The sequence below is a fragment of the Mycobacterium intermedium genome (genome assembly GCF_002086275.1).
In the GTDB taxonomy this organism is placed as follows: domain Bacteria; phylum Actinomycetota; class Actinomycetes; order Mycobacteriales; family Mycobacteriaceae; genus Mycobacterium; species Mycobacterium intermedium.
Window position 1 is genome coordinate 1 of sequence record NZ_MVHT01000096.1, and the last position, 25,223, is coordinate 25,223.

The 25,223-nt window shown below is 65.6% G+C and carries 20 protein-coding genes and 1 pseudogene; 13 read left to right on the plus strand and 8 right to left on the minus strand.

Annotation, left to right across the window (positions count from 1 at the left end; all coding sequences use genetic code 11):
• The 3 genes and pseudogenes from BST27_RS31725 to BST27_RS25215 form a co-directional block, all read left to right on the plus strand.
• Positions 1–307, plus strand: a pseudogene (locus tag BST27_RS31725) (DUF7159 family protein); the annotation flags it as partial.
• Between the two features lie 83 nt (positions 308–390).
• Complete coding sequence (locus tag BST27_RS25210; RefSeq protein WP_069421271.1) at positions 391–786, plus strand: hypothetical protein; 396 nt, start codon at positions 391–393, stop codon at positions 784–786.
• A gap of 29 nt (positions 787–815) precedes the next feature.
• Positions 816–4,001 (plus strand): adenylate/guanylate cyclase domain-containing protein, encoded by a 3,186-nt coding sequence (locus BST27_RS25215; RefSeq protein ID WP_079219924.1) that lies wholly within the window; start codon positions 816–818, stop codon positions 3,999–4,001.
• Between the two features lie 9 nt (positions 4,002–4,010).
• Here BST27_RS25215 and BST27_RS25220 read toward each other — a convergent pair whose 3' ends face one another.
• A complete protein-coding gene (locus BST27_RS25220) occupies positions 4,011–4,751 on the minus strand; it encodes a DUF3060 domain-containing protein (protein ID WP_069421291.1) in 741 nt (246 codons plus the stop codon).
• A gap of 68 nt (positions 4,752–4,819) precedes the next feature.
• Between BST27_RS25220 and BST27_RS25225 the strand changes: the two genes are divergently transcribed.
• The 6 genes from BST27_RS25225 (at position 4,820) to BST27_RS25250 (ending at position 9,818) form a co-directional block, all read left to right on the plus strand.
• Positions 4,820–5,839 (plus strand): NADP-dependent oxidoreductase, encoded by a 1,020-nt coding sequence (locus BST27_RS25225; protein WP_069421273.1) that lies wholly within the window; start codon positions 4,820–4,822, stop codon positions 5,837–5,839.
• Positions 5,840–5,928: 89 nt separating this feature from the next.
• Positions 5,929–6,825, plus strand: a complete 897-nt coding sequence (locus tag BST27_RS25230; protein WP_069421292.1) for a glycoside hydrolase family 16 protein — start codon at positions 5,929–5,931, stop codon at positions 6,823–6,825.
• A gap of 12 nt (positions 6,826–6,837) precedes the next feature.
• Positions 6,838–7,323, plus strand: a complete 486-nt coding sequence (locus tag BST27_RS25235; RefSeq protein ID WP_069421274.1) for a MarR family winged helix-turn-helix transcriptional regulator — start codon at positions 6,838–6,840, stop codon at positions 7,321–7,323.
• Between the two features lie 63 nt (positions 7,324–7,386).
• Positions 7,387–7,626 (plus strand): PASTA domain-containing protein, encoded by a 240-nt coding sequence (locus BST27_RS25240; RefSeq protein WP_069421275.1) that lies wholly within the window; start codon positions 7,387–7,389, stop codon positions 7,624–7,626.
• 65 nt (positions 7,627–7,691) lie between these two features.
• Positions 7,692–8,306, plus strand: a complete 615-nt coding sequence (locus BST27_RS25245; protein ID WP_069421276.1) for a muconolactone Delta-isomerase family protein — start codon at positions 7,692–7,694, stop codon at positions 8,304–8,306.
• A gap of 21 nt (positions 8,307–8,327) precedes the next feature.
• Complete coding sequence (locus BST27_RS25250) at positions 8,328–9,818, plus strand: bifunctional phosphatase PAP2/diacylglycerol kinase family protein (RefSeq protein ID WP_069421277.1); 1,491 nt, start codon at positions 8,328–8,330, stop codon at positions 9,816–9,818.
• An 11-nt stretch (positions 9,819–9,829) separates the two neighbouring features.
• On the opposite strand, the gene BST27_RS25255 is transcribed toward BST27_RS25250, so the two are convergent.
• The 4 genes from BST27_RS25255 to BST27_RS25270 all read right to left on the minus strand — a co-directional run bounded on the left by BST27_RS25255 (position 9,830) and on the right by BST27_RS25270 (position 18,272).
• Positions 9,830–11,230 (minus strand): xylulokinase, encoded by a 1,401-nt coding sequence (locus tag BST27_RS25255; protein ID WP_069421278.1) that lies wholly within the window; start codon positions 11,228–11,230, stop codon positions 9,830–9,832.
• An 83-nt stretch (positions 11,231–11,313) separates the two neighbouring features.
• Positions 11,314–15,516 (minus strand): type I polyketide synthase, encoded by a 4,203-nt coding sequence (locus tag BST27_RS25260; protein WP_069421279.1) that lies wholly within the window; start codon positions 15,514–15,516, stop codon positions 11,314–11,316.
• 73 nt (positions 15,517–15,589) lie between these two features.
• Positions 15,590–17,407, minus strand: coding sequence for an NAD(P)/FAD-dependent oxidoreductase (locus BST27_RS25265; RefSeq protein WP_069421280.1), 1,818 nt, complete (start codon positions 17,405–17,407; stop codon positions 15,590–15,592).
• Positions 17,408–17,423: 16 nt separating this feature from the next.
• On the minus strand, positions 17,424–18,272 hold the full coding sequence (locus tag BST27_RS25270; RefSeq protein WP_069421281.1) for an alpha/beta hydrolase: 849 nt from the start codon (positions 18,270–18,272) through the stop codon (positions 17,424–17,426).
• Positions 18,273–18,396: 124 nt separating this feature from the next.
• Between BST27_RS25270 and BST27_RS25275 the strand changes: the two genes are divergently transcribed.
• Both BST27_RS25275 and BST27_RS25280 read left to right on the plus strand, forming a co-directional pair.
• A complete protein-coding gene (locus tag BST27_RS25275) occupies positions 18,397–18,702 on the plus strand; it encodes a GlsB/YeaQ/YmgE family stress response membrane protein (RefSeq protein WP_069421282.1) in 306 nt (101 codons plus the stop codon).
• Positions 18,703–18,934: 232 nt separating this feature from the next.
• Positions 18,935–19,996 carry a YihY/virulence factor BrkB family protein gene (locus tag BST27_RS25280; RefSeq protein ID WP_069421283.1) on the plus strand — a complete coding sequence of 354 codons (1,062 nt, stop codon included), beginning with the start codon at positions 18,935–18,937 and terminating at the stop codon, positions 19,994–19,996.
• Positions 19,997–20,009: 13 nt separating this feature from the next.
• On the opposite strand, the gene BST27_RS25285 is transcribed toward BST27_RS25280, so the two are convergent.
• Entirely contained in the window at positions 20,010–21,101 is a 1,092-nt protein-coding gene (locus BST27_RS25285) for an NAD(P)-dependent alcohol dehydrogenase (RefSeq protein ID WP_069421284.1), read from the minus strand.
• An 8-nt stretch (positions 21,102–21,109) separates the two neighbouring features.
• Complete coding sequence (locus BST27_RS25290; protein WP_069421285.1) at positions 21,110–21,871, minus strand: alpha/beta hydrolase family protein; 762 nt, start codon at positions 21,869–21,871, stop codon at positions 21,110–21,112.
• A gap of 232 nt (positions 21,872–22,103) precedes the next feature.
• Between BST27_RS25290 and BST27_RS25295 the strand changes: the two genes are divergently transcribed.
• Positions 22,104–22,931 (plus strand): glycoside hydrolase family 16 protein, encoded by an 828-nt coding sequence (locus tag BST27_RS25295; RefSeq protein WP_069421286.1) that lies wholly within the window; start codon positions 22,104–22,106, stop codon positions 22,929–22,931.
• Between the two features lie 16 nt (positions 22,932–22,947).
• Here BST27_RS25295 and BST27_RS25300 read toward each other — a convergent pair whose 3' ends face one another.
• Positions 22,948–24,390, minus strand: a complete 1,443-nt coding sequence (locus BST27_RS25300; RefSeq protein ID WP_232007395.1) for a glycosyltransferase family 39 protein — start codon at positions 24,388–24,390, stop codon at positions 22,948–22,950.
• Between the two features lie 231 nt (positions 24,391–24,621).
• Here BST27_RS25300 and BST27_RS25305 point away from each other — a divergent pair, with 231 nt between their 5' ends.
• The gene (locus BST27_RS25305; protein ID WP_069421287.1) at positions 24,622–25,017 is read left to right on the plus strand and encodes an EthD domain-containing protein; all 396 of its coding nucleotides are present in this window, start codon (positions 24,622–24,624) and stop codon (positions 25,015–25,017) included.
• Positions 25,018–25,223: the final 206 nt, after the last annotated feature.

Genomic DNA, 25,223 nt, shown 5'->3' on the forward strand with positions numbered 1-25,223 from the left:
GCCCACGGTGTTGCAGCAACCGACGGTGGTGCAGAAGGCGCCCCCGACCGTGGCGAACGCGGTGCCCGCCCCGCGCCGGCAGCCGACTCGACAGGTGCCGCCGCCGGTGCAGACGCCCGTGCCAGAGGCCGCGCCACCGTCCGCTCCCGCCGCGCCGCCGGCGCCGCCCGAGCCGGCCGCGCCCGCCGCGCCTCCGACGCCGGTCATGACGATGTACCTGCACGTCCCGTTCGTCACGATCCCGATCCCGATCTACCCGCCCGCGCCTCCGCCACCTCCGCCGGCCCCGCCGGAGGCTGAGCCGTAACCAGCGAGAAGGCCCAACTCGTGACGGGCCGGTGTAACAGGGCGCACACTGGTAGTTAACTGACTTAACTGCGAGGAGGTCGCGTGGGCGACTCAAATGCTTTTGGCTTCGATCCCGACGACATCGATCGGGTGATCAGAGAGGGCAGCGAGGGGCTGCGCGAGGTTTTCGATCGGATCGGAAAGTTCGTGAACGGCCCCGGCAGCCGGTCGGCGTGGTCGGTGCTGTTCGACGACATGGGCCGGCGACCGCGGCCCGCGCCGGAAACCGCTGGTGAGGCGGGCGACGGCGTATGGGCCATCTTCACCGTGGACGATGACGGGGCAGCGCACGTCGAGCAGGTATATGCCACCGAACTCGACGCGCTGCGCGCGAACAAGAACAACACCGATCCGAGGCGCAAGGTCCGATTCCTGCCCTACGGGATCGCGGTCAGCGTCCTCGACGACTCCCCGGATCAATCCGACGAGTCCACGTAAGCGTATTTGCGCCCTATTCTCTGCAGAGTGTGGCCGCAACGTCGCCCGTTTGTCCCTCTTGCGGTTCTGAGCCGCGCAAGGGGGCGCGATTCTGCGACTTCTGTGGTGCGCGGCTGACGCTGGTCGTTGAACCAGCCGAATACAAGCAAGTGACGGTGCTGTTCGCCGACGTCGTGCGGTCGATGGATATCGCGGCGGCACTAGGGGCGGAGCGGTTGCGTGAGGTGATGACCGAACTGGTCAATCGGTCCGCCGCGGTGGTGCAGCGCTACGGCGGCACCGTGGACAAGTTCACCGGCGACGGCATCATGGCGTTGTTTGGTGCGCCAATCACATTGGAGGACCATGCTTTTCGCGCCTGTCTTGCGGCGCTGGACATCCAGCGGGAGGCCAAGGACCTGGCCGTTGAGGTGGCCTGCCGAGATGGGATCGACCTGCGCCTGCGGGTTGGCCTGAATTCCGGTCGGGTGATCGCCGGTGAAGTCGGTGCCACTCACCTCGGCTACACGGCGGTCGGTGCCCAGGTGGGAATGGCGCAGCGGATGGAGTCGGCCGCGCCGCCGGGCGGTGTGTTGCTCAGTGAGTCGACCGCGCGCCTGGTCGAAGACCGCGTCATCCTCGGTGAGCGCGAAACCGTGCAGATCAAGGGCGTCGACGACGGGGTGCCGGCGCGGCGACTGCTGTCTGCCGATGGGGAGCACCGTGGCAAGCCGCGCCACGAATCGCGCCTGGTGGGACGCCAGCGGGAAATGGCTACTGTCCTCGCGTTGCTCGACCGGGTCGTGAACGGCAACGGCACCGCCGTCACCGTGCAGGGACGGCCAGGCGTCGGAAAGACCAGGTTGCTCCGCGAGACGTTGATGAGCGCCCGCAGTCGTGGGTTCGACACGTTCGTCACCTACTGCGAATCGCATACCCGTGAGATCGCGTTCCACGTGATCTCCCGGTTGTTGCGCGCGGTGCTCGACATCGGCGGCCTCGGCGTCGAGCAGGCTCGGAGTCGAGTGCGCACTGCCGCCGCCTTCGCCAGTGCGGAGGATTTGGTGCTGCTCGACGACCTGCTCGGCGTTCGCGACGACGACAGGCCGTTGCCCGACATCACTCCCGACGCTCGTCGTCGGCGGCTCGTCGAACTCGTCAAGGCGCTTGCGTTGGCACGCGCCGAGCCCGCCGTCTATGTCGTCGAGGACACCCAATGGATCGATGCCGCCAGCGAATCCATGCTCGCCGAATTCGCTGCCACCCTGCCCAGGACGCGGGCGTTGCTGTTGATTGCGTATCGCCCCGAATATCGGGGGCCGCTGTCGCGCATACCCGGCGCCACCGCGTTCAGGATTGCGCCGCTTGGCGATTCGCACATCGTTGAGTTGATCAACGAGCTGCTCGGCGAGCATCCGTCGGTCGCCGGGCTGTCGGCGGTGATCGCCGAGCGCGCGGCGGGAGTTCCGTTCTGCGCCGAAGAAATCGTGCGTGACCTGGCCGAGCGCGGCGAGTTGCAGGGCGCACCAGGTGCTTACGTCTGCGTGGGCGAAGTGAGCGACATCCAGGTGCCGGCGAGCATTCAGGCGGTCGTCGGCGCTCGCATCGACCGACTGAACGCCATGTCGAAGCGCACGCTGCACGCCGCGGCGGTGATCGGTGCGCGCTTCGACACCACCCTGTTGGCGTTACTGCTCGACACCACCCCGGACGCTGTGAATTTGGCGCCGCTGATCGAAGCCGAACTCGTCGAACTGATACCGCGTGCCACGCGCGTCGAGTATGGCTTCATCCATCCGCTGATTCAGGCCGTGGCATACGAATCGCAATTGAAGGCCGGCCGTTCGGAGTTGCACCGGCGGGTCGCCGCGGTGATGCAGCGAACCCGCGGCGGGTTCACCGGCGAGGAAGCCGCCATTGTCGCAACCCAGTATGCGGCAGCCGGCGACCTGCGCGACTCATTCGAGTGGCACATGCAAGCAGCGACTTGGTATGGGGCACGCGATATTCGGGCCGCCCGGCAGAGTTGGCAATGTGCGCTGCGAGTCGCCGACCAACTGCCCGATGACGAGCCCGACCTGCTGTCGTTGCGGATAGCCCCACGGGCACTATTGTGCGGCAGCACCTTTCAGGTTGGCGGCACGCCGGCCGATACCGGATTCGAAGAGTTGCGTGAGTTGGCCACCCTGGCGGGCGACAAGAAGTCGCTGGTCATCGGGATGGCCGGGCACCTCACCACCCTCACCTTTCATTCGCATCATCGCGAAGCCGCCGAAATGGCGTCGGAATTCGCCACCCTCGTCGAGTCCATTGGAGATCCGACGATCACTGTCGGGCTGTTTTATGCTGCCGCCCAAGCCAAATGGGAAGCCGGCGAAGCGACGGAGAGTCTGCGGCTGGCGCAACGGGTCATCGATCTGGCGGACGGCGACCCCACCATGGGGAACCTGCTGATCGGGTCCCCGCTCGCCTGGGCGCTGACGGTCAAGGGTGCGGCAGGAATGTTTCTGGGACGCAAAGGCTGGCGTGACGACCTACGGGCCGGCATCGTGATGGCCCGGTCGGTGGACGCCGGTGCCCGTTCCTACGTCCAGCTGTACAAGTACGCGGCGGCCATTCAGAATGGCGCCGTAGAGCCCACCGAGCGTGACTTGGCTCTGGCGGCGGAGTCCTTGGAACTCGCGCAACGGTCCGGTGACGACGTTGCACTCGCCTACGCCTTGCTGAACCGGGCTATGGCACTGCTGCACAACGATTTCGAAGCTGGTGGCATGGAATGCCTGGCCCGGGCCAAGGATATGGTCGTCTCCGAACAGCTTCCGCGGGCGTTGCGGCGTATCTGCGATATCGAATTCGCCAGGGAGCGAACCCGGTCGGGGGACATAGACGGAGCTACCGAGCTGGCCACGGCCGTGCTCACCGAGCAAATCGACACCGGCGAAATGATTTTCCGTGCACCGGCGACCGCCGCGCTGGTCGAGGCCTTGTTGGCACGTGGCTCCGCCACCGACCTGGATGAGGCCCAACGAGCGATCGACAGACTCGCGGCGATGCCGACCGAACCCGGGTTCGTGCTGCACGAACTTGCGGTGCTGCGCATGCGCGCACTACTCGCGCGCACACGGGGCGACGTACCCGGCTATCGCACGTTCGTACAGCGTCTGGCCGCGAGGGCGCGCTCAGCCGCATTCATGGGATACCTGGCTCAAGCCCAACAAATGAGTGAAACGGCCTAGGGCGACCGGTCAGCCCTGGGTGATCTCGTTGCCGCTGCCGGACTTGGAGATTGTCGGCGACCCCGTGTGATAGATGATCTTGTTGTCGAAGCCGGAAGTGTCGAGCTTGTCGGCGGAGTCGACCGTCACGGTGTTCTTCGTGCCGGATACGGTCACGCTGGCGCAGTGACCGGTGATTACGACCGTGTTGGAGATTCCGCTCACGGTGACGACGTTGTCATTGCAGGCGACCGTCCGGTTCAGGTCGATGCCGGAGATGGTGAGTGGCGCGCCCTGCGGCGGGGCGGAGGTCGTCGGCCCGGCGGTCGGTGGTGCGGTCTTGGCGTCGGGAGGTGATGGCGCGGAGGTGGGCTCAGCAGGCGGGGCCACAGTTCCGAACGTCTCCGAGATCGTCGGCACCGAGAAGTCGTTGCGTTGGAGTTGGTCTCGTACAAAAAAGGCGATGGCGCCGGCGACACCCAGCGCGATGAGAACGAATACCGCCGCCAAGATCCAGAACATCCGCATCCCCGAGGATGATCGCGGGGTGGCGCCCGGGAACGCGCTGCCGTATCCGGAGTAGGAGCCATACGAGCCGTAAGACGGTGCCGAGGGCGCCACGGGCGGGGGTACCGGACCGGCCGGCGGGGGCGGGTATCGATACGCCTGGCCGCCGTCCTCGGTGCTGCCAAATTCGGACGCGCGGGCGACGTCAGCCAGAGATTGCTCAAGCTGCCGGATCCGGGCTTCCGGGTCGTCCTCGGGGTTCATGAATCGATGCTCCCACATGCGCATCGAACCGAGTAGGGAGCGACTGGTGTGCGAATAGGATCGCAGTCGTGGCCGACTTGCCGAACCGTCAGATTGTGTTGCGTCGTCGTCCAGAGGGGTTGGTTCAGCCTGGTGACACCGAGCTGATCACCCGGCCGGCACCCGATCCGGGCGAAGGTGAGGCGTTGCTGCGCACCACCTACGTGGGCCTTGATGCCGCGGTCCGGACCTGGCTCGACGACCAGCCCAGCTACCTGCCGCCGGTGCAGCTCGGCGAGGTGATCAGGGCCGCCGGGATCGGCGAGGTCATCGAGACGCGTTGTGACGCTTACGCTGTCGGCGACATCGTGACGACGCTGACGGGATTTCAGGAGTACGTGATCATTCGCGATGACGTCTTCAGCACACCCATTCCCGGTGAGAGCGATCAGCTGGCGATCATGTCGGTCTACGGCCCCACCGGGGCCACCGCTTACTTCGGGATGACCGACATCGGGCGGCCGCAACCCGGTGAGACAGTGGTGGTTTCGGCGGCCGGAGGCGCGACCGGGTCGATCGCCGGCCAGATCGCCAAAATCGCCGGCGCCCGGGTGGTGGGCATCGCGGGCGGACCGGAGAAGTGCCGGGCCGTGGTCGAAGACTTCGGCTTCGACGCGTGCATCGACTACAAGGCGGGCAATCTGGCGGCCGCTCTCAAGGAGCACTGCCCGCGACGCGTGGACGTCTACTTCGACAACGTCGGCGGCCCGATACTGGACGCGGTGCTGGGCCGGCTCGCACCGAAGGGACGGGTGGTGTTGTGCGGGGTCATCTCGAGCTACCTGACCGGCGAGCATCCGGGCCCAGCAAACTACGTGAACCTGTTGTCCAAAACCGCACTCATGCAAGGCTTCAACGCGCTCGACCAGTGGCACCGATTCGACGAAGCCTTCGCGCACCTGCGCCGGTGGGAGGCCGAAGGCAAGCTAAAACATCGGCAAACCATCTTCGACGGCATCGAGTCGTGCGTTGATGCACTCAACGGGCTGTTCACCGGCGTGAATATTGGTAAGACACTGGTCAAGCTGAGCGAACCGGCGTCCGCTTGAGATTGGGTGGTGATCCACAAGCCACGTGACGAGACCTTCGAGTGGAAGTGCCGACAGCAACGCGGCGCGACGCGGACTGCTATCGTCCCATTCTTATGCCTCAGATGGACCGTCGTCGCATGATCATGATGGCGGGATTTGGTGCCCTTGCGGCCGCGATCCCCGCCCCGAATGCCCTCGCCGACCCGTCTCGCCCGCAAACTCCTGCGGGACCCCCGAAAGCTCCGCCCGCACCCCTCGCGCCCACCGCCGGAGCGGCCGGCGGCTTCCTCTGGCACGACGAATTCGACGGTCCCGCAGGCTCGGCGCCGGACCCGTCGAAATGGGCAATCTCCAATTTCCGGACGCCGATCCGAAACCCCGTCGGCTTCGACCGGCCGCAATTCTGGGGCCAGTACCGCGACAACCGCGCAAATGTGTTCCTGGACGGCAACTCGAACCTGGTGCTGCGCGCCACCAGGGACGGCAACAACTATTTCGGCGGCCTGGTCCACGGCCTCTGGCGTGGCGGCGTGGGAACCACTTGGGAAGCCCGGATCAAATTCAACTGCTTGGGGCCGGGCATGTGGCCGGCTTGGTGGTTGTCCAACGACGATCCCGGCCGTAGCGGGGAAATCGACTTGATCGAGTGGTACGGCAATGGGACCTGGCCGTCCGGGACCACCGTGCACGCCAACCCGGATGGCACCGCGTTTGAGACGCACCCCATTGGTGTGGACGGCGGTTGGCACAACTGGCGGGTGCGCTGGGATGTCACCGGCATGTATTTCTGGCTCGACTATGCCGAAGGCGACCCGCCGTACTTCAGCGTCCCGGCGACGGGCATCGAGAACCTGGATGAGCCTTTCCGGGAATGGCCGTTCAACGATCCTGACTACACGGTGTTCCCCGTGCTGAACCTCGCGGTCGGCGGTTCCGGTGGTGGCGATCCCGCAACTGGGACGTACCCTATGGACATGCTCGTCGACTGGGTACGCGTCTTTTAGTCGCGGTGATCTGTGCCTGGCGATGGGCCTTCGGCCGACCAGATTGAAGCCGTACTGAGGGCGTCGCGGGCGCTCGTAGGTATCGCCGCCGCGTCCATCGCCGCGGTGGACGACAGCGTGACCGTTCCGCAATTGCGTGTCCTGGTGATGATCGACACCAGGGGTCCGCTGAACCTTGCGGCGGTGGCTGAAGCGTTGGAGGTCAACCCGTCCAACGCCAGTCGCATCTGCGACCGACTGATCAAGGCGGGGCTGCTCGACCGGCAAGAAGCGGTCAACGACAGACGCCACATCGTTCTGAGTCTCACCTCCGCCGGGCGGCGGCTGGTCAACAAGGTCATCAAACACCGGCGCGCCGCCGTCACCCGGATACTGCGTGACATGGCGCCAAAGGACCGAGAGCTGCTGAAGACGGCCCTGGACCGATTCGCCACCGCGGCCGGCGAACCGAATCCCGACCAAACCGCTGCGATCATTTGGCCGGGCGGTGGCTTATAATTGCGCCAACGCAAATATTGCAGCTAGCAACTGTTAGCAGAAAGCGCATCGATTGCCACCGTGGTGAGTCCGCAGCGTCCTCCGAGCCGGATCACCATTCCTGATCTGCGCGGTAAAGACGGCGACACGGTGCGAAAGACCCTGCAACGCATGGGCTTCACCGACGTGAGCAGGTCTTCGACGAATCCTGCCTACCGAGTGGTCATGCTGGAGTCGTGCTGGACCGCGGTGAGCATCGAGCCGCCGCCAGGATCGGTGGTCAGCTCGGATGACCCCGTAGTCGTGCGGGTTTACCAGGAGTAGCTTTACAGTCTTTTCGTGCCGAATCTCAGCAAGCCGTTCACGATCGGTCAGGTCGGCCAGCAGGCATGGAATTTCTCGTCACCCTGACGGCCCACCTTGCCGAGGGCACGTCAGAAGGCCGGGCCGCCGACGTTCGCACGCTGGAGGCCGCGCGATCCCGCGAGCTCGCTGCACAGGGGCGACTACTGCGCCTGTGGCGCATGCCCCTGCGACCGGACGAGGGATGCACCCTGGCGCTGTTCGACGCTGACGACGAGGCACACCTGCACCGCGCCGTGGCGGCAGCTCCACCGCAGATCTGGCGGTTCGACGAGGTCACGCCGCTCGGTTCGCATCCGAACGACCCGCTGGGTCAAGGGATGACCATCCGGCCAGGCAAGGGGCCCGAGTTCCTGATCACGATGACGATGACGGTGCCGCAGGGCACCCCGGCGTCCAACGTCGACGAGGCCGTGGCGCGGGAGGCCGGCCGCGCTCGTGACTTGGCAGCCGGTGGGCACCTGGTACGGCTCTGGACGCTCGCCGACGGCCCGGACGGGCCCCGCACACTAGGGCTGTGGCGAGCCCGCGATCCCGGCGAGTTGATGGCGATTTTGGACTCGCTGCCACTATCGGGCTGGATGACCATCGAGACAACCCCGTTGCGGCCGCATCCCCACGATCCGGTACGCCTGAGCTGACGCCCACATAGTGTGGGTGCAATGGACAGGCTGCCCTGGCGCCGCGCGCGCGGCATTGAGCGGGTAACTAAGGGTTTGGGTGCCCTTGATCGCGAGTTGTTCGAGGCGATCGCCGAAACCCCGACACCGTTGCTGGATACGGCCATGCCACCGCTCACCCGCGCGGCCGATCATTCCAAGCTCTGGATCGCCATTGCGGCGGCGCTCTTCGCCTCCGGAAAGTACTCCGCGCAGCGGGGCGCCGTCCGCGGCGTCGTGTCGCTGGCGGTGACCAGTTTGGTCACCAATCAGGTCGCCAAGCGAATCCGTCAGCGCCCGCGTCCGCTGTATGAATCGGTGCCGCTGGTCCGACGTGTGCGGCGTCGTCCGACGTCCAACTCGCTGCCGTCCGGGCACTCCGCGAGCGCTGCCGCGTTCGCCGTTGGGGTGGGGCTGGAAAACCCGACGTTGGGCTTTCCGCTGGCAATGCTGGCCGGTCTGGTCGGCCTGTCTCGGGTGGCAACCGGCGCGCATTACCCCGGCGACGTGGTCATCGGCTTCGGCATCGGAGCCGGCACCGCCGTCCTGGGCAGCCGGCTCGTCCCGCCGATCGCCGAAACCGCCCTGCCTAGAACGGAACTGCTGCGGGTCGAGGCCCCGCGGCGCCCGGAGGGGGCCGGAGTGGTCCTGGTCGTCAACCCGGCGTCCGGCAGCGGCACCGGGGCACGCGTAATCGACGAGGTCCGAGCCGAGCTGCCGCTGGTCGAAATCGTCGAACTGGGCCCGGACGACGACCCGCGAGAGGTGCTGCGCTGCGCGGCCGAGCGGGCCGAGGTGCTGGCGGTCGGCGGGGGTGACGGCACCGTCGCCACCGCGGCCGAGGTTGCCCTGCAGGCGGGGCTTCCGCTGGCGGTCTTTCCTGCCGGGACCTTCAACCATTTCGCCAAAGACATCGGCTGCGACACGGTGGCCAAGACCGTCGACGCGATCCGCCGCGGCACGGTGTCCCGTGTTGATCTGGTGTGCCTCAACGAAGATCGCATGGTCGTCAACACCGCCAGCATCGGCGCATACCCCACCTTCGTCCAGCAGCGGGAGAAGCTAGAACACCGCATCGGCAAGCCGTTGGCGGCGCTCTACGCGACGTGGCACACGCTGCGTAAGGACCAGACCGTCCGGATCAGCTACGACAACAAGACACTGCAGACATCGCTGTTCTTCATCGGGAATTCGCTGTATGTGCCGACCGGGTTCGCGCCCGCCCGCCGCACCCGGATGGACGACGGGCTCATCGATGTGCGAATCCTGGAAACCGGCCCCAGGTTTTCGACACTGCGGATCTTGACCGCGATGCTCCTCGGACGTCTGCAGCGCAGCCCGCTCTACCACGAAATGCAGGTCCCCCAATTCACTTTCACCGCCGTCGACGGTCCCACCCTCATCGCTCACGATGGCGAGGTGGGCGAGGAGTACGAAAAGGCCACCTTTGCGGCGCAGTACCGGATACTGCCGGTGTTCCGTCCCCTCGACTAGCCGCGTCCGGTTCAGGGCGCGCCTTCGGTCAGATCACGCAGTTGCGCATAGCGTTGTGCCACCTCCGGTGTCGGGTCGGCGGTGTATTCCTGTGTCGCCGGTGGCTGCCACGCGGGCGGCAGCGGTGTGCCGCGCAACGCCCACGCGGCCTGCCGCGCCGCGCCCAGTGCGACGTACTCCGCAGGACTCGGCACCAGCACGGGGAGCCCGAACACCATCGGAGCGATCTCGCGCAGTGCTTGCGACTGCGCGGCGCCGCCGATCAGCAGGATCCGCCGCGCGACGACCCCGTGCTTGGTGAGTTGGGCGAGCCCGTCGGCCAGCGCGCACAGCAATCCCTCCACCGCCGCCCTGGCCACGTTGGCCGGTTGAGAGTTCGACACCCGCAGTCCATGCAACGCGCCGGTTGCGTTGGGGCGGTTCGGAGTCCGTTCGCCTTCGAAGTAGGGGACCAGGACCAGGCCCGCGCTGCCCGGCGGTGCCGAGAGGGCGAGGCGGGAAAGTTCGTCGTGGTCGACCCGCAGCATCGCGGCGGTGGCGTCGAGGATTCGCGCACCGTTGAGCGTGCACACCAGCGGCAGGTAACGTCCGGTCCCGTCGGCGAATCCCGCGACAAAACCGGCTCCGTCGCGGACCGGGTCGGCGGTGACGGCGCACACGACGCCTGACGTCCCGACCGAGACGATCACATCACCCTCGTCGGCGCCGAGGCCGAGCGCCGCGGCCGCGTTATCGCCCAGTCCGGCGCCGAAAATCCTTGCGCCGCTTGCTCGTTCCGCCGGACCCAGGACTTCCGGCAGCTCGGGGCGTCGGGCGCGTAGCGCCAACTCGAGCAGGTCGAACCGGTAGTTTCCGCCGGCGGCGTCGTAATAGCCGGTACCGCTGGCGTCGCTGCGGTCGGTGGTCAGCGTCGCGATGTCGAGAGCGCCCCCGTCGCGGTTGAGCCGCCACGTCAGCCAGTCGTGCGGCAGGCAGACAGCCGCCGTGCGATCGGCGTTCGACGGTTCGTGGTCGGCCAGCCAGCGCAGTTTGGCCACCGTGATGGCGGCGAGTGGAACCAGGCCAACGGCTTGCGCCCAGGCGTCGGGCCCGCCGAGTTCGTCCACCAGGGCCAGTGCCGCTTCGGCCGACCGGACGTCGTTCCACAACAACGCGCGCCGCACCACCTGGCCGCCGGTATCGAGGCACACCATGCCGTGCTGCTGTGCGCCGACGGCGACCGCGTCGACGTCGTCCAGTCCGCCGGCGTCGGCTATTGCGTCCCGGGTGGCGGATTCCCATGCCGCTGGCTCGATTTCGGTGCCGTCCGGATGAGCGGCGCGGCCCGAGCGGACCACGTCCCCGGTGTCGGCGTCGCACACCAACACCTTGCAGGACTGCGTCGACGAATCGATGCCGGCGACGAGGGTCATGGCTCGCTCCCTCGTAACAGCGCCTCAAGGGTGGCGCGGGCGCTGCGTTGGTGCAGCGGGCTGCATGTCACCATGCGCGGCTGCTAGGCTTCCGCCTTGGCGAGCGCGAGTTCCTCGGTGAGAACCTTGATGGCGTAACGGATCTGGTCTTCTGAGTGGCAACTCGTAATGAAGAACCGCAGCCGTGCCTTGCCTTCGGGCACGGCCGGGTACGTCATCGGGTTGACGTTGACGCCGCGCTTCAGTAACGCGTTCGACAGCTTGAGTGCGGTTATCGAGTCGCCGACGATGCACGGCACGATGGGAGTGCCCAAGCTGTCGCCGGTGTCCAGGCCGGCCTCGCGGGCCAGGCGCAGGAACAGCATGGACAATTCGCGCAGCCGAACCAGGTGCTCCGGCTCGCTGTGCATTGTTCGGATTGCCGCCAGCGCGGCCGCCGCGATGGTCGGTGGTATGCCGCCGCTGAAGATGAAGCCCGGCGTCGTGTGCTTGAGGAATTGGATGAGTTCCTTGGTCCCGGCGACGTAACCGCCACAGGCCGCCAACGCCTTCGACAGAGTGCCGGACCACAATTCAACATCCCCGCGGTCGACGTCGAAGTACTCCCCGATGCCGCCGCCGGTCGCGCCGAGCACCCCGATGCTGTGCGCCTCGTCGATCATCAGCAGCGCCTGGTGTTTGCGTTTGACGTCGATGAACGCGGGCAGGTCGGCGATGTCACCGTCCTGGCTGTAGACGCCCTCGATGATGATCAACACCCGGCGGTACTGCTGGCGGATGTTGGTCAGCACTTCGTCGAGGGCGGCGGGATCGTTGTGGGGGAAGGGACGCCGGGTTGCGCCGGAGAGCTTGCAGCCCTGCACGATGCTGTCGTGCGCCAGGCTGTCATGGATCACGAGGTCACTCTCGCCGAGCAGGTGTCCGATCACCGTGACGTTGGTGGCGTAGCCGTTGACCAGCGCGAGAGCATCCTGGGTGCCGAGGAGTTTGGCCAACTCGAGCTCCAAGTCGCGGTGAATCGGCTTCTCCCCGGCGAGTAGCCGCGACGCCGAGCAGGAGCTGCCCCAGCGCCGAACCGCGTCGGCCATCGCCTCGGCCACCGCTGGGTGACCGGACATGCCCAGGTAGTTGAAGCTGGAGAAGTTGATCACCTCGACGCCGTTGACTATCGAGGTGGCGTTGGTGATGCCGTCGTTCACCACGAAGTACGGGTTTTCGACGCCGGCCGCCTCGATCTGCGCGATACGCTCGGCCAGCGCCTTGACTTCGGCGAACTCGCTGATCTGGTATTCCGGCGTCACGGGCCCGTTCGGCGTTGTGCCCGTTGCGGATTCGTCCGTCCGGCCACCGGCCAACATGATCACGTCGGCGACTGTGGTGGCGGGCCCGAACGTCGCCAGATTGATGTTGCGGCCCGGCAGTTTGCGGTTCAGGCCGCCAAACAAATCCTTCACCATGATCGGGTCGAACCCCAGGTCGCCGATGATGGTGTGGGCGTCGCGCAGCCGTTGCTGGGGAAACCCGCTGACCCTGGCTATTTCGGACCGCACGATGTCCGCCGAGCTATTCGTCGGCTTCGTCGTCAGGGCCCCGGGAAATGGCGCAGTGGGCACCGTCGGAATATTCCCACCACTGTATGCGGCGAGCACGGCCGCTTGTTCGCGGAACAGCGCGATGAGGTTGTCCATCGTTGTGTCCTTGGTGGGGGTGCCTGCCGAGGCAGAGGTTGACGTGTTGGCCGATTCCTTGATCCAAAAGCGATTGGCGGTGCTGAACTGGTAGCCGCTCAGTCGGTGCGCCACCCGAGCCTCGGCTGGATACAGCAGGTTCCACTTTGGGTTCAGGCCGTGGCGGTACAGCGAGGCAACAGTTTCCGCGATGCCCGACGCAACCGTCACGGTCGGCGGAACGGCGTCAGAAGTGGCCTCCTGCGCTCGCAGGACCAGCGAGTCTAGGTTTCGCTTGGGTCCGAATTCGACGAGCAGCGTCGGATCGGCCTCCATCGCCGCGGTGGCCGCGTCGGCGAACCGCACCGTCGCCACGATGTGCGCGGTCCAGTAGGCCGCATCCATCGTTTCGTCATCACGGAGTATCCGGCCGTGCAAGGTGGAATAGATTGGATAAGCGGGCAATTCATAGTCGCACCGCCCGGCGATGACCGCGAACTCCTCGGTGATCGGCTCCATCAGTCTGGAGTGGAAGGCGTGCGACACGTTGAGCCGTCGTACCCACACACCGGCCTCGGTCAGGGTGCGTTCCGCCCGCTCGATCTCCTCGAGCGCACCGGAGAGCACGACCTCTTCGGGTCCATTCACCGCAGCGAGATCCAGTGGCAGTCCGTCGATCTCGCTGAGCGACCCGCGGACGGCAAGCATGCCGCCGCCGCCGGGCAGCTGCTGCATCAAGCGGCCCCGGGCGGCGACCAGACGGCAGGCGTCATCGAGGCTGAATACCTCGGCGAGGACGGCCGCGGCGTACTCCCCGATGCTGCGGCCGAGCAGCCAGGCCGGTTCGGCGCCGAGCCCAACCAGCGCCTGTGCCTGCGCGTACTGCAGCGCGAAGATGCCGGGTTGAGCGAACTCGGTGCGGTTGATGCGGTCGTCATCCATGACATCGCGGATCCGCACGCCCAGGTGCGGTAGCAGCGCCGCCTCGACCTGATCGAACGCGTCGCGGAAGGCCGGGATGTTCTCTTGCAGTGCCGCGGCCATGCCGGGGTACTGGGTGCCCTGACCGCTGAACAGCCAACCGACCGACATCCCGCCGGCGACACCGGTTTCCAGACCTTCAGCGCGCAACGCCGCGACGGCTTCGGCGCGGTCGCCGGTGACGATGGCCAACCGGACCTTACCCCGGGATTTGATCTGGTTGGTCGACCAGCACAGCTGAGACAGCGGAGCGGCGCTGCTCTCGATGTCTATGGCAAGCTGAAATGCGTTGCGGTGCAGTGCGTCGGTGCAGTCGGCCGAAAGGGTGAGGATACCTCCGCCGGTGGCTCCCGACTTGGGTTGAGCCACAGGTTCATCGGTGGGTGCGGTGGCCAGCACCACATGGCAATTCGTGCCGCCAATGCCGAAGCTGGACACACCGGCATAGACGGTGTCGGCGGGCAGCTCCATCGGTTCGGACAGCAACCGCAGCCCACTGTCGGCCAGTCGCAGCGCCTCGTTCTCGGTGTCGGCGAAGCGGGACGGCGGCACCACGCCGTGGTGCAGGCTCAGCACGACCTTGATCAGGCCGGCGATACCGGCCGCGCCCTCGGTGTGGCCGAGGTTGCCCTTGATCGAGCCGACCGCGCAGGGCTGGTCACGCCGGGATCGGTGCGCATGGGCAAGGGCTTTCGCCTCGATCATGTCGCCCAGCAGGGTGCCGGTGCCGTGCGCCTCGATGAAACTGAGCTGCGCTGGAGTGATTCCAGCGGCCTGGTACGCGGCGTCGATGACCTGCTGCTGCGCCCAGCGGCTGGGTGCGGTGATGCCGTTGGTGCGGCCGTCGCTGTTGACCGCGCTGCCCTTGATCACGGCGTAGATGGGCAACCGCGCGGCGACGGCGTCGTCCAGCCGGCGCAGCACGACGGCGGCGATGCCCTCGCCGCGTCCGATGCCGTCGGCCGAGCTACTGAACGGCTTGCAGCGCCCATCCGGGGCCGCCAAACCGGCCTGGGTGTAGAAGACATTGAGCGCGGGGGTCAGGGCGAGGTTCACGCCGGCGGCGATCGCCTGCTCGCATTCGCCATTGCGCAGTGCCTGGACGGCCAGGTGCACGGCGACCAGCGACGACGAGCACGCGGTGTCCACGGCCAGGCTGGGGCCCCTGAGGTCCAGTTGGTAGGAGAGCCGGTTGGCGGTCATGAAATAGCCGTTGCCGGTGCCGGACTGCGCAGTGATCTGGCTGTGGTCCGCCAGGTGCAGGTGGGCCCATTCGTTGGCCATCACGCCGACGAACACCCCGGTCTTCGAACCCGCCTGCGCCCGCGGATCAAGGGTGGCGTTTTCGAGTGCACGCCAAGCGGTTTGCAGCAGCAGGCGCTGCTGTGGATCCATCGCCCCCGCTTCGCGCGGCGGGATGCCGAAGAACTCGTTGTCGAAGGCGTCGGCGTCGCTGATCGACCCGCCGGTGCGGTGGTTGATCGTCTGGTCGGCCAGTAGTGCGGCGGCGTTCCAGCGTTCGGTTGGCGAGATCTCGTCGATCCCGTCCGCGTTGTCCAGCAGCAGCTTCCACAGCCGGGCCGGGTCGCTTGCTTTCGGAAAGCGGCAGTCAAGTCCGACGACGGCGATGTCGGTCATTACGTAGCCGGTTCAACGTCGAGGTCGACGGGCGACATCATGCGGTCCAGGGTAATTGGTGAGGCCAGGCCGTCTAGCTGCGGTGGTGCACCTCTTGCAGGCCGTAGACCGGCGTGGGGATGCCCTCATAACGGGCCTTGAGCTGCAGCGCCAGGAAGAGCGAGTAGTGCCGTGACTGGTGCAGGTTGCCGCCCTGGAACCACAGGTTCTCCTGCTGGGTCGGCTTCCACATGTTGCGCAGCTCGCCTTCCCACGGCCCGGGGTCCCCAGTGGTGCCCGAACCGTAGCCCCATACCTTGCCGACCTTGTCGGCCACGTCCGGACCGATGAGGTCGGCCACGAAGCTGTTCATCGACCGGAAGCCGGTGGCGTAGACGACGAGATCCGCGGGGAGCTCCGTGCCGTCGGCCAGGATCACCGAGTCCTCGGTCAGCCGGTCCACCGCACCGTGGCGAAGCTTGATGCGGCCGTCGCAGATGAGATCGCAGGCACCGACATCGATATAGAAGCCACCGCCGCGGCGCAGATACTTCATGAACTGCCCGGTATCGTCGTCGCCGAAGTCCAGCCGGAAGCCGGCCCGCTCCAGGCGGTCGTATAAATCCTTGTCGCGCAGCCTCATCGCGTCCGATATCGGCTTTTCAAAGTCCGCGATGATCCGGTACGGCCGTGACGCCGCCGTCAGGTCGGCCTTTTCGGTGGTGATACCCGCGGCCGTAGCCTGCTCGGAGTACAGGCCGGCGAGTCCGATTTCCAAGACCGCCTCCGAGGTGACAACGAGGGTGGAGGCGCGCTGCACCATGGTGACGTCGGCACCGTTTTCGTACAGTGCCTTGCAGATATCGTGCGCGGAGGTGCCGGAACCGATCACCACGGCGCGCTTGCCTGCGTAGCCGTCCGGGCCGGGGTGCTGGCTGGAGTGGTGCTGCTCTCCGCGAAATTCGTTCTGCCCGGGGATCTCCGGCACATTCGGCTTGCCGGCCATGCCCGTCGCCAGCACCAGGTGGGTGGGGCGCAATGTGTGCCGTTCACCGTCGCGGTCGACCTCAACCGTCCACAGCTTTGACTCGGCGTCGAACGAGGCCGAGAGGCAGGTGGTCGACGTCCAGTACGGGATTTCCATTACCCGCGTATAGAACTCGAGCCAGTCCGCGATCTTGTCCTTGGGCGAAAACACCGGCCAGTTCGGCGGAAAGGGCAGATACGGCAAGTGGTCGTACCACACCGGATCGTGAAGGCAGAGCGTCTTGTACCGGGTGCGCCAGTTGTCGCCGGGGCGGGCGTGCTTTTCCAGGACGAGGGCCGGGACACCCAACTGGCGCAACCGTGCACCCAGGGCGATTCCGCCTTGGCCGCCGCCGATGACCACGACATACGGCTGTCGCGAGTAGCCTAGGGAGGCTTCGTATTCCGAGCGTTTCTGGGCCCACGTCAGGCCGTCCGGGTCGGGACCGTGCACGGCCCCGAGCGGGCGGCGCGCACCGATGGGTTCCTCGTGGCCCTTGAGCTCGTTCAGCGCGGTGAGCAGCGTCCAACCGAGGTCACCCTTGAGCCGCAGGTGGCCGACGGCACGTCCGACCGCCGTCTCGAATTCGATGAACGCCGATGTCACACCGTCGCCCTCGTCGACCGGAGGTTCCTGGGTGCGAAAACCCGACGGGTTAGTGTCGTCGAGTCGTGCGCGCAACATGTCGGCGATGCCTTCGCGGCCCTCGACCGTCTTGATGTTCCAGGTGAACGTCACCAGATCGCGCCAAAGGCTGTCGTGGGTGAACTTCGCAGCCACGCGATCGAGGTCGCGTGCCGCCAGGGCGGACTCGAAGTCGGCCAGCCATGTTTGAACACGGGCCTGCGGGGATTGCCTGACTGCCGCATCCAACTGTTGAACCATGCGAGCACGCTACCGCCTACCGCACCGAGTGTTCACGGAGGAATCCCAACGTCTCGCCGATCAGTTCGGCGCCGTCGAGCAGTTCCCGATCATTGTGGTCCGCGCCCGCTATCAACACGAACCTCTTTGGTTCAGCGGCGGCGTCAAACAGCCGTCGGCTCAACGTATCTGGCACGACGCTGTCCCGGTCGCCGGCGATGATCAGCAGGGGCGCCTTCAGATCGCCGATTCGGTCGATGGACGGGTAGCGGTCCAACAGCAGAAGGCGCAACGGCAGATACGGGTAGTGGACCCGTCCGGCGTCGGCCAGTGAGGTGAACGGCGAGCGCAGCACCAGGGCCGCGGGTGGATGTTCGAGGGCAAGGCGCAACGAGACGGCGCCACCGAGCGATTCGCCGAAATACACCACACGCCGGGGGTCAACTTCCGGGCGCGAAACCAGCCAGGCGCGCGCGGCGGCCGCGTCGAGGGCCAGGCCCTTCTCGGTGGGGTTCCCGGGGTTTTCTCCGTAGCCGCGGTAGTCGAACAGCAATACCGAGAAGCCGGCGCGGCGCAAGGCGAGGGCGAGCGGTGCCCGGCCACTGCGGTCGCCGCCGTTGCCGTTGCACACCAGAATTGCCGGACCTGGGCTCGCCGTGGGGCCTGGGCCCGGTAAATACCACGCTCCAAGTCGAAGCCCGTCGGCGGTCTCCAGGACGACGTCTTGTGCGTCACGCGCGATGGTGGTCGCCGACGGCACCGGACCGCGCGTCGGGAAGTAGATGAGCCGCCGCTGCTGGCCCCAGAGGGTCGCGGCAAGTCCACCGAGCATGAGCGCGACGATAACCAACGCCAGCACCCGTTTTCCAGGGCCCTTTGGGGTCATACACAAGTCATACTCGGGAGCTTCGCGTCCAGGGACCCGCTGCAAAGGCGGAATTGTGCATGCGTTTGATGGCGATATCCGCCGGGTATGTGATCTGCATCATGCACTCGACGGGAGAAACGACATGACAATTCACGGTGTACTAAGCGCCATCCTCATCGGCCTGGTGGTCGGTGCGCTGGGACGACTCGTCGTCCCGGGTAAACAACGCATCCCCATCTGGCTGACGATTGTGGTCGGTATCGCTGCAGCCCTGCTCGGCACGCTGCTGGCTGACAAGCTCGGCATCCCAACCGCCACGCCAGGTGTCGACTGGATGGAGCTACTGGTTCAGGTGGTCCTGGCCGCGATCGGTGTTGCCATCGTCGCCGGCGTCTACGGACCCAGGTCCCGCTTGGGAGGCGGGCGGACCGGGGTGATGAGACGCTGACGTCTCTCCACCCATGGGCCCGGCTGACACTCCGTCAGCCGGGCTCACCCTTTTGTGAACCGCGTCATGAACCGCAGGGCTCGTTCATCTTCTCTTCCAACAACATCGGTGCTCTTCAGTCAGATCGCCGCTGACGCAGTGGCTCGACCGTTGCTCAAATGTGGCCGCGATTGTCGTTGCACGGGTTGGGTTTCGGGGTATCCCATCGCAGGGGTGCGTGGGAGGTTGACCGATGGATGACGGCGACAACGGAGACGCCGGTGATGGAGGGGAGGCGGATGAGTCACGGCCGAACGTGATCGAACGGGTAGTCCGCAGGTTCGACCGTTGGCAACAGCGGCACACGATCGCCGGCTTCCCGATCGCGGTGGTCAAGAAATTCGGTGATGACCAAGCGGGCAACCTGGTTTCGCTGCTGACGTATCACGCGTTCCTGGCGACGTTTCCGCTGCTGTTGGCGTTCACTGCCGTTCTAGGCAAGGTATTGCGCAGCCATCCCGACCTGCACGCAAAAGTCGTGAGTTCAGCGTTTGCCGAGTTCCCCATCGTCGGCGGCCAGATTCACGACCAACTCGGCGTCGAAGCGTTCAGCGGCACGGTGCCCTCGCTACTTATCGGAATCGGTGGGGCAGTGATTGGTGGCCGAGGTTTCGCCCATGCCTTACAGAAGACACTGAACACCGTGTGGGCCGTGCCCAAAGTTGACTGGCCGGGGTTCTTCCCCCGGTACTTGCGGACCTTCACACTGCTCTCACTGTTGGGTCTCATTGTCGTTGTCACAGGTGCTGCGAGTACCGCCGCCGGCGCCGCGGCATCGATGGGCTTCGGCGGCCTACCTGCGCGCTTCGTCAGCCTTGCCGTCGGAACCGTATTAGGTTGCGGCTTCTTCTTGATCCTGTTTCGGGTTGCGGCTTCCGGTGTGCCGGCTCGGTCGATGCTGTTGGGCGCCGCGATCAGCGCCTTGGGGTGGCAAGTCTTGCTCACCGCGGCGGGCATCATTGTGGACCGCCAACTGCGCCACGCTCAGGCCGTCGCCGGGATGTTCGGTGTCGTTCTTGGACTTCTGGCGTGGCTGGCGCTTCAGGCGACCGTCATCGTCTATGCCATGGAAATCGACGTGGTCCGTGCCCGACGGCTGTGGCCCAGGAGCATCGTGCAACCTCCTCTCACCGAAGCGGATAAGGCCTACTACACCCACTCCCTCCGAGCCGAGGCGCAGCGCCCCGAACAAGAGGTCGAAATCGATTACAAGACAAAGGCAGAGGCTGGCAACGCTAGCAGTGGAGGGTCCTGACGGCGGTCCATCCTCACCAGACGAACACCGGCTTCACGACCCTTCCCGCGAGCATGTCGGAGACCGCGGTGTTGATCTCGCTGAAGGCGTACGTAGCGATCAGGCCATCGACGTCGAACTCGCCCGCGGCGTTCAACTCGATCAATTGCGGCACCATCTCGTGCGGGTCCGCGTCGCCCTCGATCGAGGACCTGATCACCTTGCCCGTTTGCAATAGGTCGCGCGCGTCGATCGTGTATTCCTCGGCCCCGAGGCCGAGTGCGATCAGGGTTCCGCGGTTGCGCAATGACAGCTGAGCCTGTTTCACCACCGGCGAGATCGCCGTCGTGTCAATTGCATACGCAGCGCCGCCACCGGTCAGTTCCTTGACCTTCGCGACGACGTCTTCGGTGGCGGTCGGGTCAACACCGACCGCGCCGTATGCGGCGGCGGCATCGCGTCGGCTCTGGAGCGGGTCGACCGCCACCAGCGTTCCCACTTTCAAATGCTTGGCAGCGGCGAACGCGGCCAGGCCAACCGCGCCGACGCCGAAGACGACCAGGCTGTCTGTGGGATCCGGTTTGAGCACGTTGAGCACCGTGCCGGCGCCGGTCTGGAAGCCGCATCCGTATGGGGCGACCTTCGTCAGGTTGACGGACTTGTCGACGACGACGCAGTTGTCCGCGTAGGCGATCGCGTGCTTCGAAAGGCTCGATTGCCCAAAGAAGTTGCCGAAGACAGGAGAGTCGCCGCGCCTGTAGGTCGTCGACCCGTCCAATCGCATGCCCAGGTAATTGAGCAGCATTGCCGAGGGGCAGTAACCGACCGGTCCGGTGGTGCAGCTTTCACATTTCCGACATGAACGGAAGCTGAGCACCACGTGGTCGTCCACCTCGACGCCCTTGACTCCAGCGCCCACCGCCTCGACCACTCCGGCGCCTTCGTGGCCGAGGACCCGGGGAAAGGTTTGGGCGGGTAGGTTGTCCTTGAGGTGAATGTCGGTGTGGCACAGCCCCGTTGCGACGATCCGGACGAGGATCTCGTCGTCGCGCGGGCCGTCGAGCTCGACCTCTTCGAGGGAGAATTCCGCGCCGGGTTGATTGGCGAGTGCCACCGTGGTTTTCATCGTTTCCCTTATTGCTCGTCGAGGTATGCGTCGGCCCACGCGCCGATGATCCGTCCGGCCCGACGAGCCTGACCGCGAGCGGTGAGCAGGTGGTCAGAGCCTTCCAGGGACACGAAACTGCGTGGGTGGCGGGCCAACCGGAAGATCTCGGTGGCGTTCTGGATTCCGACGGTGTTGTCCGTGGGGGAGTGCAGGATCAGCAACGGCATTCGCAAGGTCTTGATCTTGTCGTGCAGGTGGGCCTCGCGGACATCCTCGACGAATGCCCGCTTGAGGGTCAGCGTCCGTCCTCCGACCATCCATTCTGCACTGCCTTCGGACAGGCACCGGTCGACGACTGCGTCGTAATGTTTTTCCACGTGGCTGGGGTTGACGGGCGCGGCCACCGTAACAACCGCGCGCACCCCCGGAGACTGCCGGGCCGCGGCCAGTACCGCCGCGCCACCCCAGGAGTGCCCGATCAGGATGTCGGCCGCCGTATTTCGCTCGGCCATGAATTCGCAAGCCTTGACGATGTCGTCGACCTTGACGGTGAACGACCCGTCACCCCAATCTCCTTCGGATCCGCCGAGACCCAACGCATCGAAGCGCAGCATGCCGATGCCGTCCGCTGCGAGTTGCTTACAGATCCGTGATGCGGCCGGAGATTCTTTGTTCAGCGTGAAGCCGTGGGCAAAGACGCCCCAGCCGCGAACGGCCCCTTCCGGCTTGTCGATGATGCCAGCCAGCATCGGACCCGTGGAGCCCGGGAACGTGACACGTTCGCCCATGGGTGAGGTCTACCATCCCGGTGGCCGGATGGCACGGGTTATTGGCCGGTGGTGTTACCGGACACCGTGTCACACCAGGTGAGGCGCGGTTGGGTAGTCGCGAAGTGATGACCACCGTGTGTGGCGAGATGCGCGAGTCCCCCGGCGCGTGGTTGTATAAAACCGTTTGTGAAGTTGGCTAGGGGGAAGGCGACAGACTGAGATCCCGGCTCTGAAGAACGGTGGTACCTCAATGGATCGTCGCAGCATGTTGTTGACGACCGGATTAGGCATGCTGGCAGCCGCGGCCGCGATTCGCGTCCCCGAAGCCCAGGCTCACCCGTCGCCGCCTCAAGCGCCGTCCGCGGGACCTTCCGGGCCCTACCTTTTCCATGACGAATTCGACGGTCCGGCTGGCTCGGGTCCCGATCCCAGTAAGTGGACGGTGCAAACCTGGCAGGACGATGTGTTTCCGCCGGTGGACGGGATTTACCGGGACGATCGCCGCAACGTGTTCCAAGACGGCAATTCGAATCTGGTGCTGAGGGCGACCAGAGAGCTGGATGGTTATTACAGCGGCAAGCTGCGTGGTAACTGGCGAGGCATGATCAACACCACCTGGGAGGCGCGGATCAAGCTGGATTGCCTGAGCCCCGGCCTGTGGCCCGCATTTTGGACCGTCAACGAAGATCCGCTGCCCGACGGCGAGGTCGACATCTTCGAGTGGTACGGCAACGGCGAGTGGGCCCCCGGGTCCACGGTCCATGCGGCATCGAACGGGAAGACCTGGGAGGGAAAGTCGATTCCCGGTTTGGTGGACGAGAACTGGCACACCTGGCAAATGCGCTGGGATGAGGGCGGCTTCAAGTTCTTCCGTGATGGTGCCCAGTACTTCAGCGTTCCGCCGAAGCCCATCCACGTTTACGGCGGCGCTGCCGACGACTTCCGCTGGCCGTTCAACAATCCCGGTTACTGGATGACTCCCATGTTCACCCTTGCGGTTGGTGGAGTCGGGGCCGGCGATCCCGCGGGCGGTTCGTTCCCGGCGTCCATGCTCATCGATTACATCCGCGTCTGGTAGTGGCGTCTGGTGGTGGCTACCGCTCCGCTTCGATGACTTGAACCAGGTTGAACTGCCACCGCTCAACGAGCCGGAACCCCAAGTCGCGCGGAACCACGAAAGCCGGGGTTGCCCCGTAGCGCGGACCCGGTGGCAGCGCGGTGCCCTGCTCGTGGGCAGGCACTGACTTGTCGGCCTCGGTGATGATCCACACGACCTTGCATCGGCGTAGCGGCCCGGCGACGACCTCGGGTATGAGGTTGGTGTCGAAGACGTCATTGCGGTCGGTCGCCCGCTGCCACAGGGTGAGGTCGTCCAGTTTCCGATAGGCATCCGGGCGGGCCGCCAGCAACGGTCGCATTGGTGCGGGCATGAACGACACTGTGTCGTTCACCAGCAAGCAGTCACCGGGTGCCGCCTTCGCGACTATCAGGTCGGCTACCTGGCTGTAATCCATACCATACTTCGCATACGGATGACGTTGTACCCGAACATAATTCGGGGCGGCGGCGACCGTGAACACGATGACTAGCGCTGCCGCGATCCATGGCTTGACGGCTATTGCGGCGACGCACACTCCCAGGATCAGTGCCATCGCCGGCGCGGTGAAGGTCAGGTAGCGGGGCGTGTAAATCGGGTGGGCCACCGCCGACCAAATGACGATCAGCGCGGTCGGGAGTACCAGCCACGCGAGCGCCAGGATCAGCAACTGGCGGTCTCCCTCCGCCGGTCGCCGGGACGGGCGCAGCCAAACGGCAACAGCGGCCACCACGACCAAAGCCGACAGGATCGCGAACGGCGGGTTCCTCTCGAAATATTGCTGGACCGCGACGTCTTCGATCGTTCGGTGTCCGATGGGTGCGACCCAACTGATCTGATGCACTTGACCGGCCACGACCAGCACAAAGGGCACCACGGCAGTGACTGCGGCGGCCGAGGTAAGTGCGAACGGCAGCACGAGCGCTCGTCGACGTTGATAGATGCCAACGAAAATGGCATACGCCACGAGCAGCAGCGCCAGATACACGTCGAGCACGATTGCCGCGGCCAGGGCGGTGCCGTAAGCCAGCCATATCCATACGGTGTTACGCCGCACGGCAAAGATGACCAGGACCGTGAGCCAGGCAGCGACCATCATCGACAAGGCGTATGGGCGGGCTTCGATACCCGCCCAGGTGGCGCGGGGCAAGACTGCGCACAGAAGTCCTGCGCTGATCGCGGCCGTATGAGTCGACAATTGGTTGCCCAGCACCACTACCCCTGCTGCAGTGCCTCCAACGGCCAGAGCGCTTGGCGCGCGGGACCAGAACTCGGTGGGCGGGAAAATCTGGAACCAGTAGTGCATGAGCAGGTAGTAGAGGCCGTGGACGGCATCGACATTGCCCAACATGTGCCATAGCTGGCCAAGGGATCGGCTGTATGAGGCCGAGATGGTTGCGGCTTCGTCATACCAGTACGACGGCCGACCGGCCCAGCCCATGCTGACTGCGGCGGCGAGCAATCCGACGAGAAGGGGCTCTAGAAGGGGACGCAGTGCGCCCCGGTGGCGTGGTGACGGAATCTGCTTCGCCAACCTATTCGTCATCGAGACAGGCGTTGGGGTTCGGTCATGAAATCAGCTGCTTCGACGACGTCGTCGACCTTGACGTGACACGCTCTCCCATGGGTCGAGGTCTACCACGCGCGCCGCTGAACCGACAGGGGAGTCCAAGTGATCAAGGTCGTTTTCTGCCTCAGGCGTCTGCCGACATTGTCGCCAGAGGAGTTTCACCGCTACTGGTTGGAAAGCCATGGGCCGTTGGTGCGCAGCTATGCGGCCGCGCTGGGGATTCGCCGGTACACCCAGGGCCATGCCATCGCCGATCCACGCCTCGGTGCCGCGGCCGCCGTACGCGGTTGCGAGGTGCCGCCCTATGACGGCGTCGCCGAACTCTATTGGGACAGTGTGGAAGACATGATCGCAGCCAGTATCTCGGCGATAGGGCGCGAGGCGGGCAGGGCGTTGCTGGAAGACGAACGGAAATTCATCGACTTGCCCAACTCCGCACTCTTTTTCGTCCGCGACCACGAAATCGTGGCGGAGCGGGAGGAACTGCCAGGCTCCTGATTGTCATCGCCGACTAGGCCGCTTTATCAGCGTCAATGTCAGTGGTGCTCATTACAATCGAAAGTATGTTCGACTCGCAGTTGTCGATGTTCGATGCCGGGCCCGCGCCGTTGACGGAGCGGGTGGTATCCGAGGAGGCGTTGGCGTGGCTGGATGAGAATTTGGTGCGTCAGGAGGCGTTGGCGACCACGACCGCCGAGGTCACC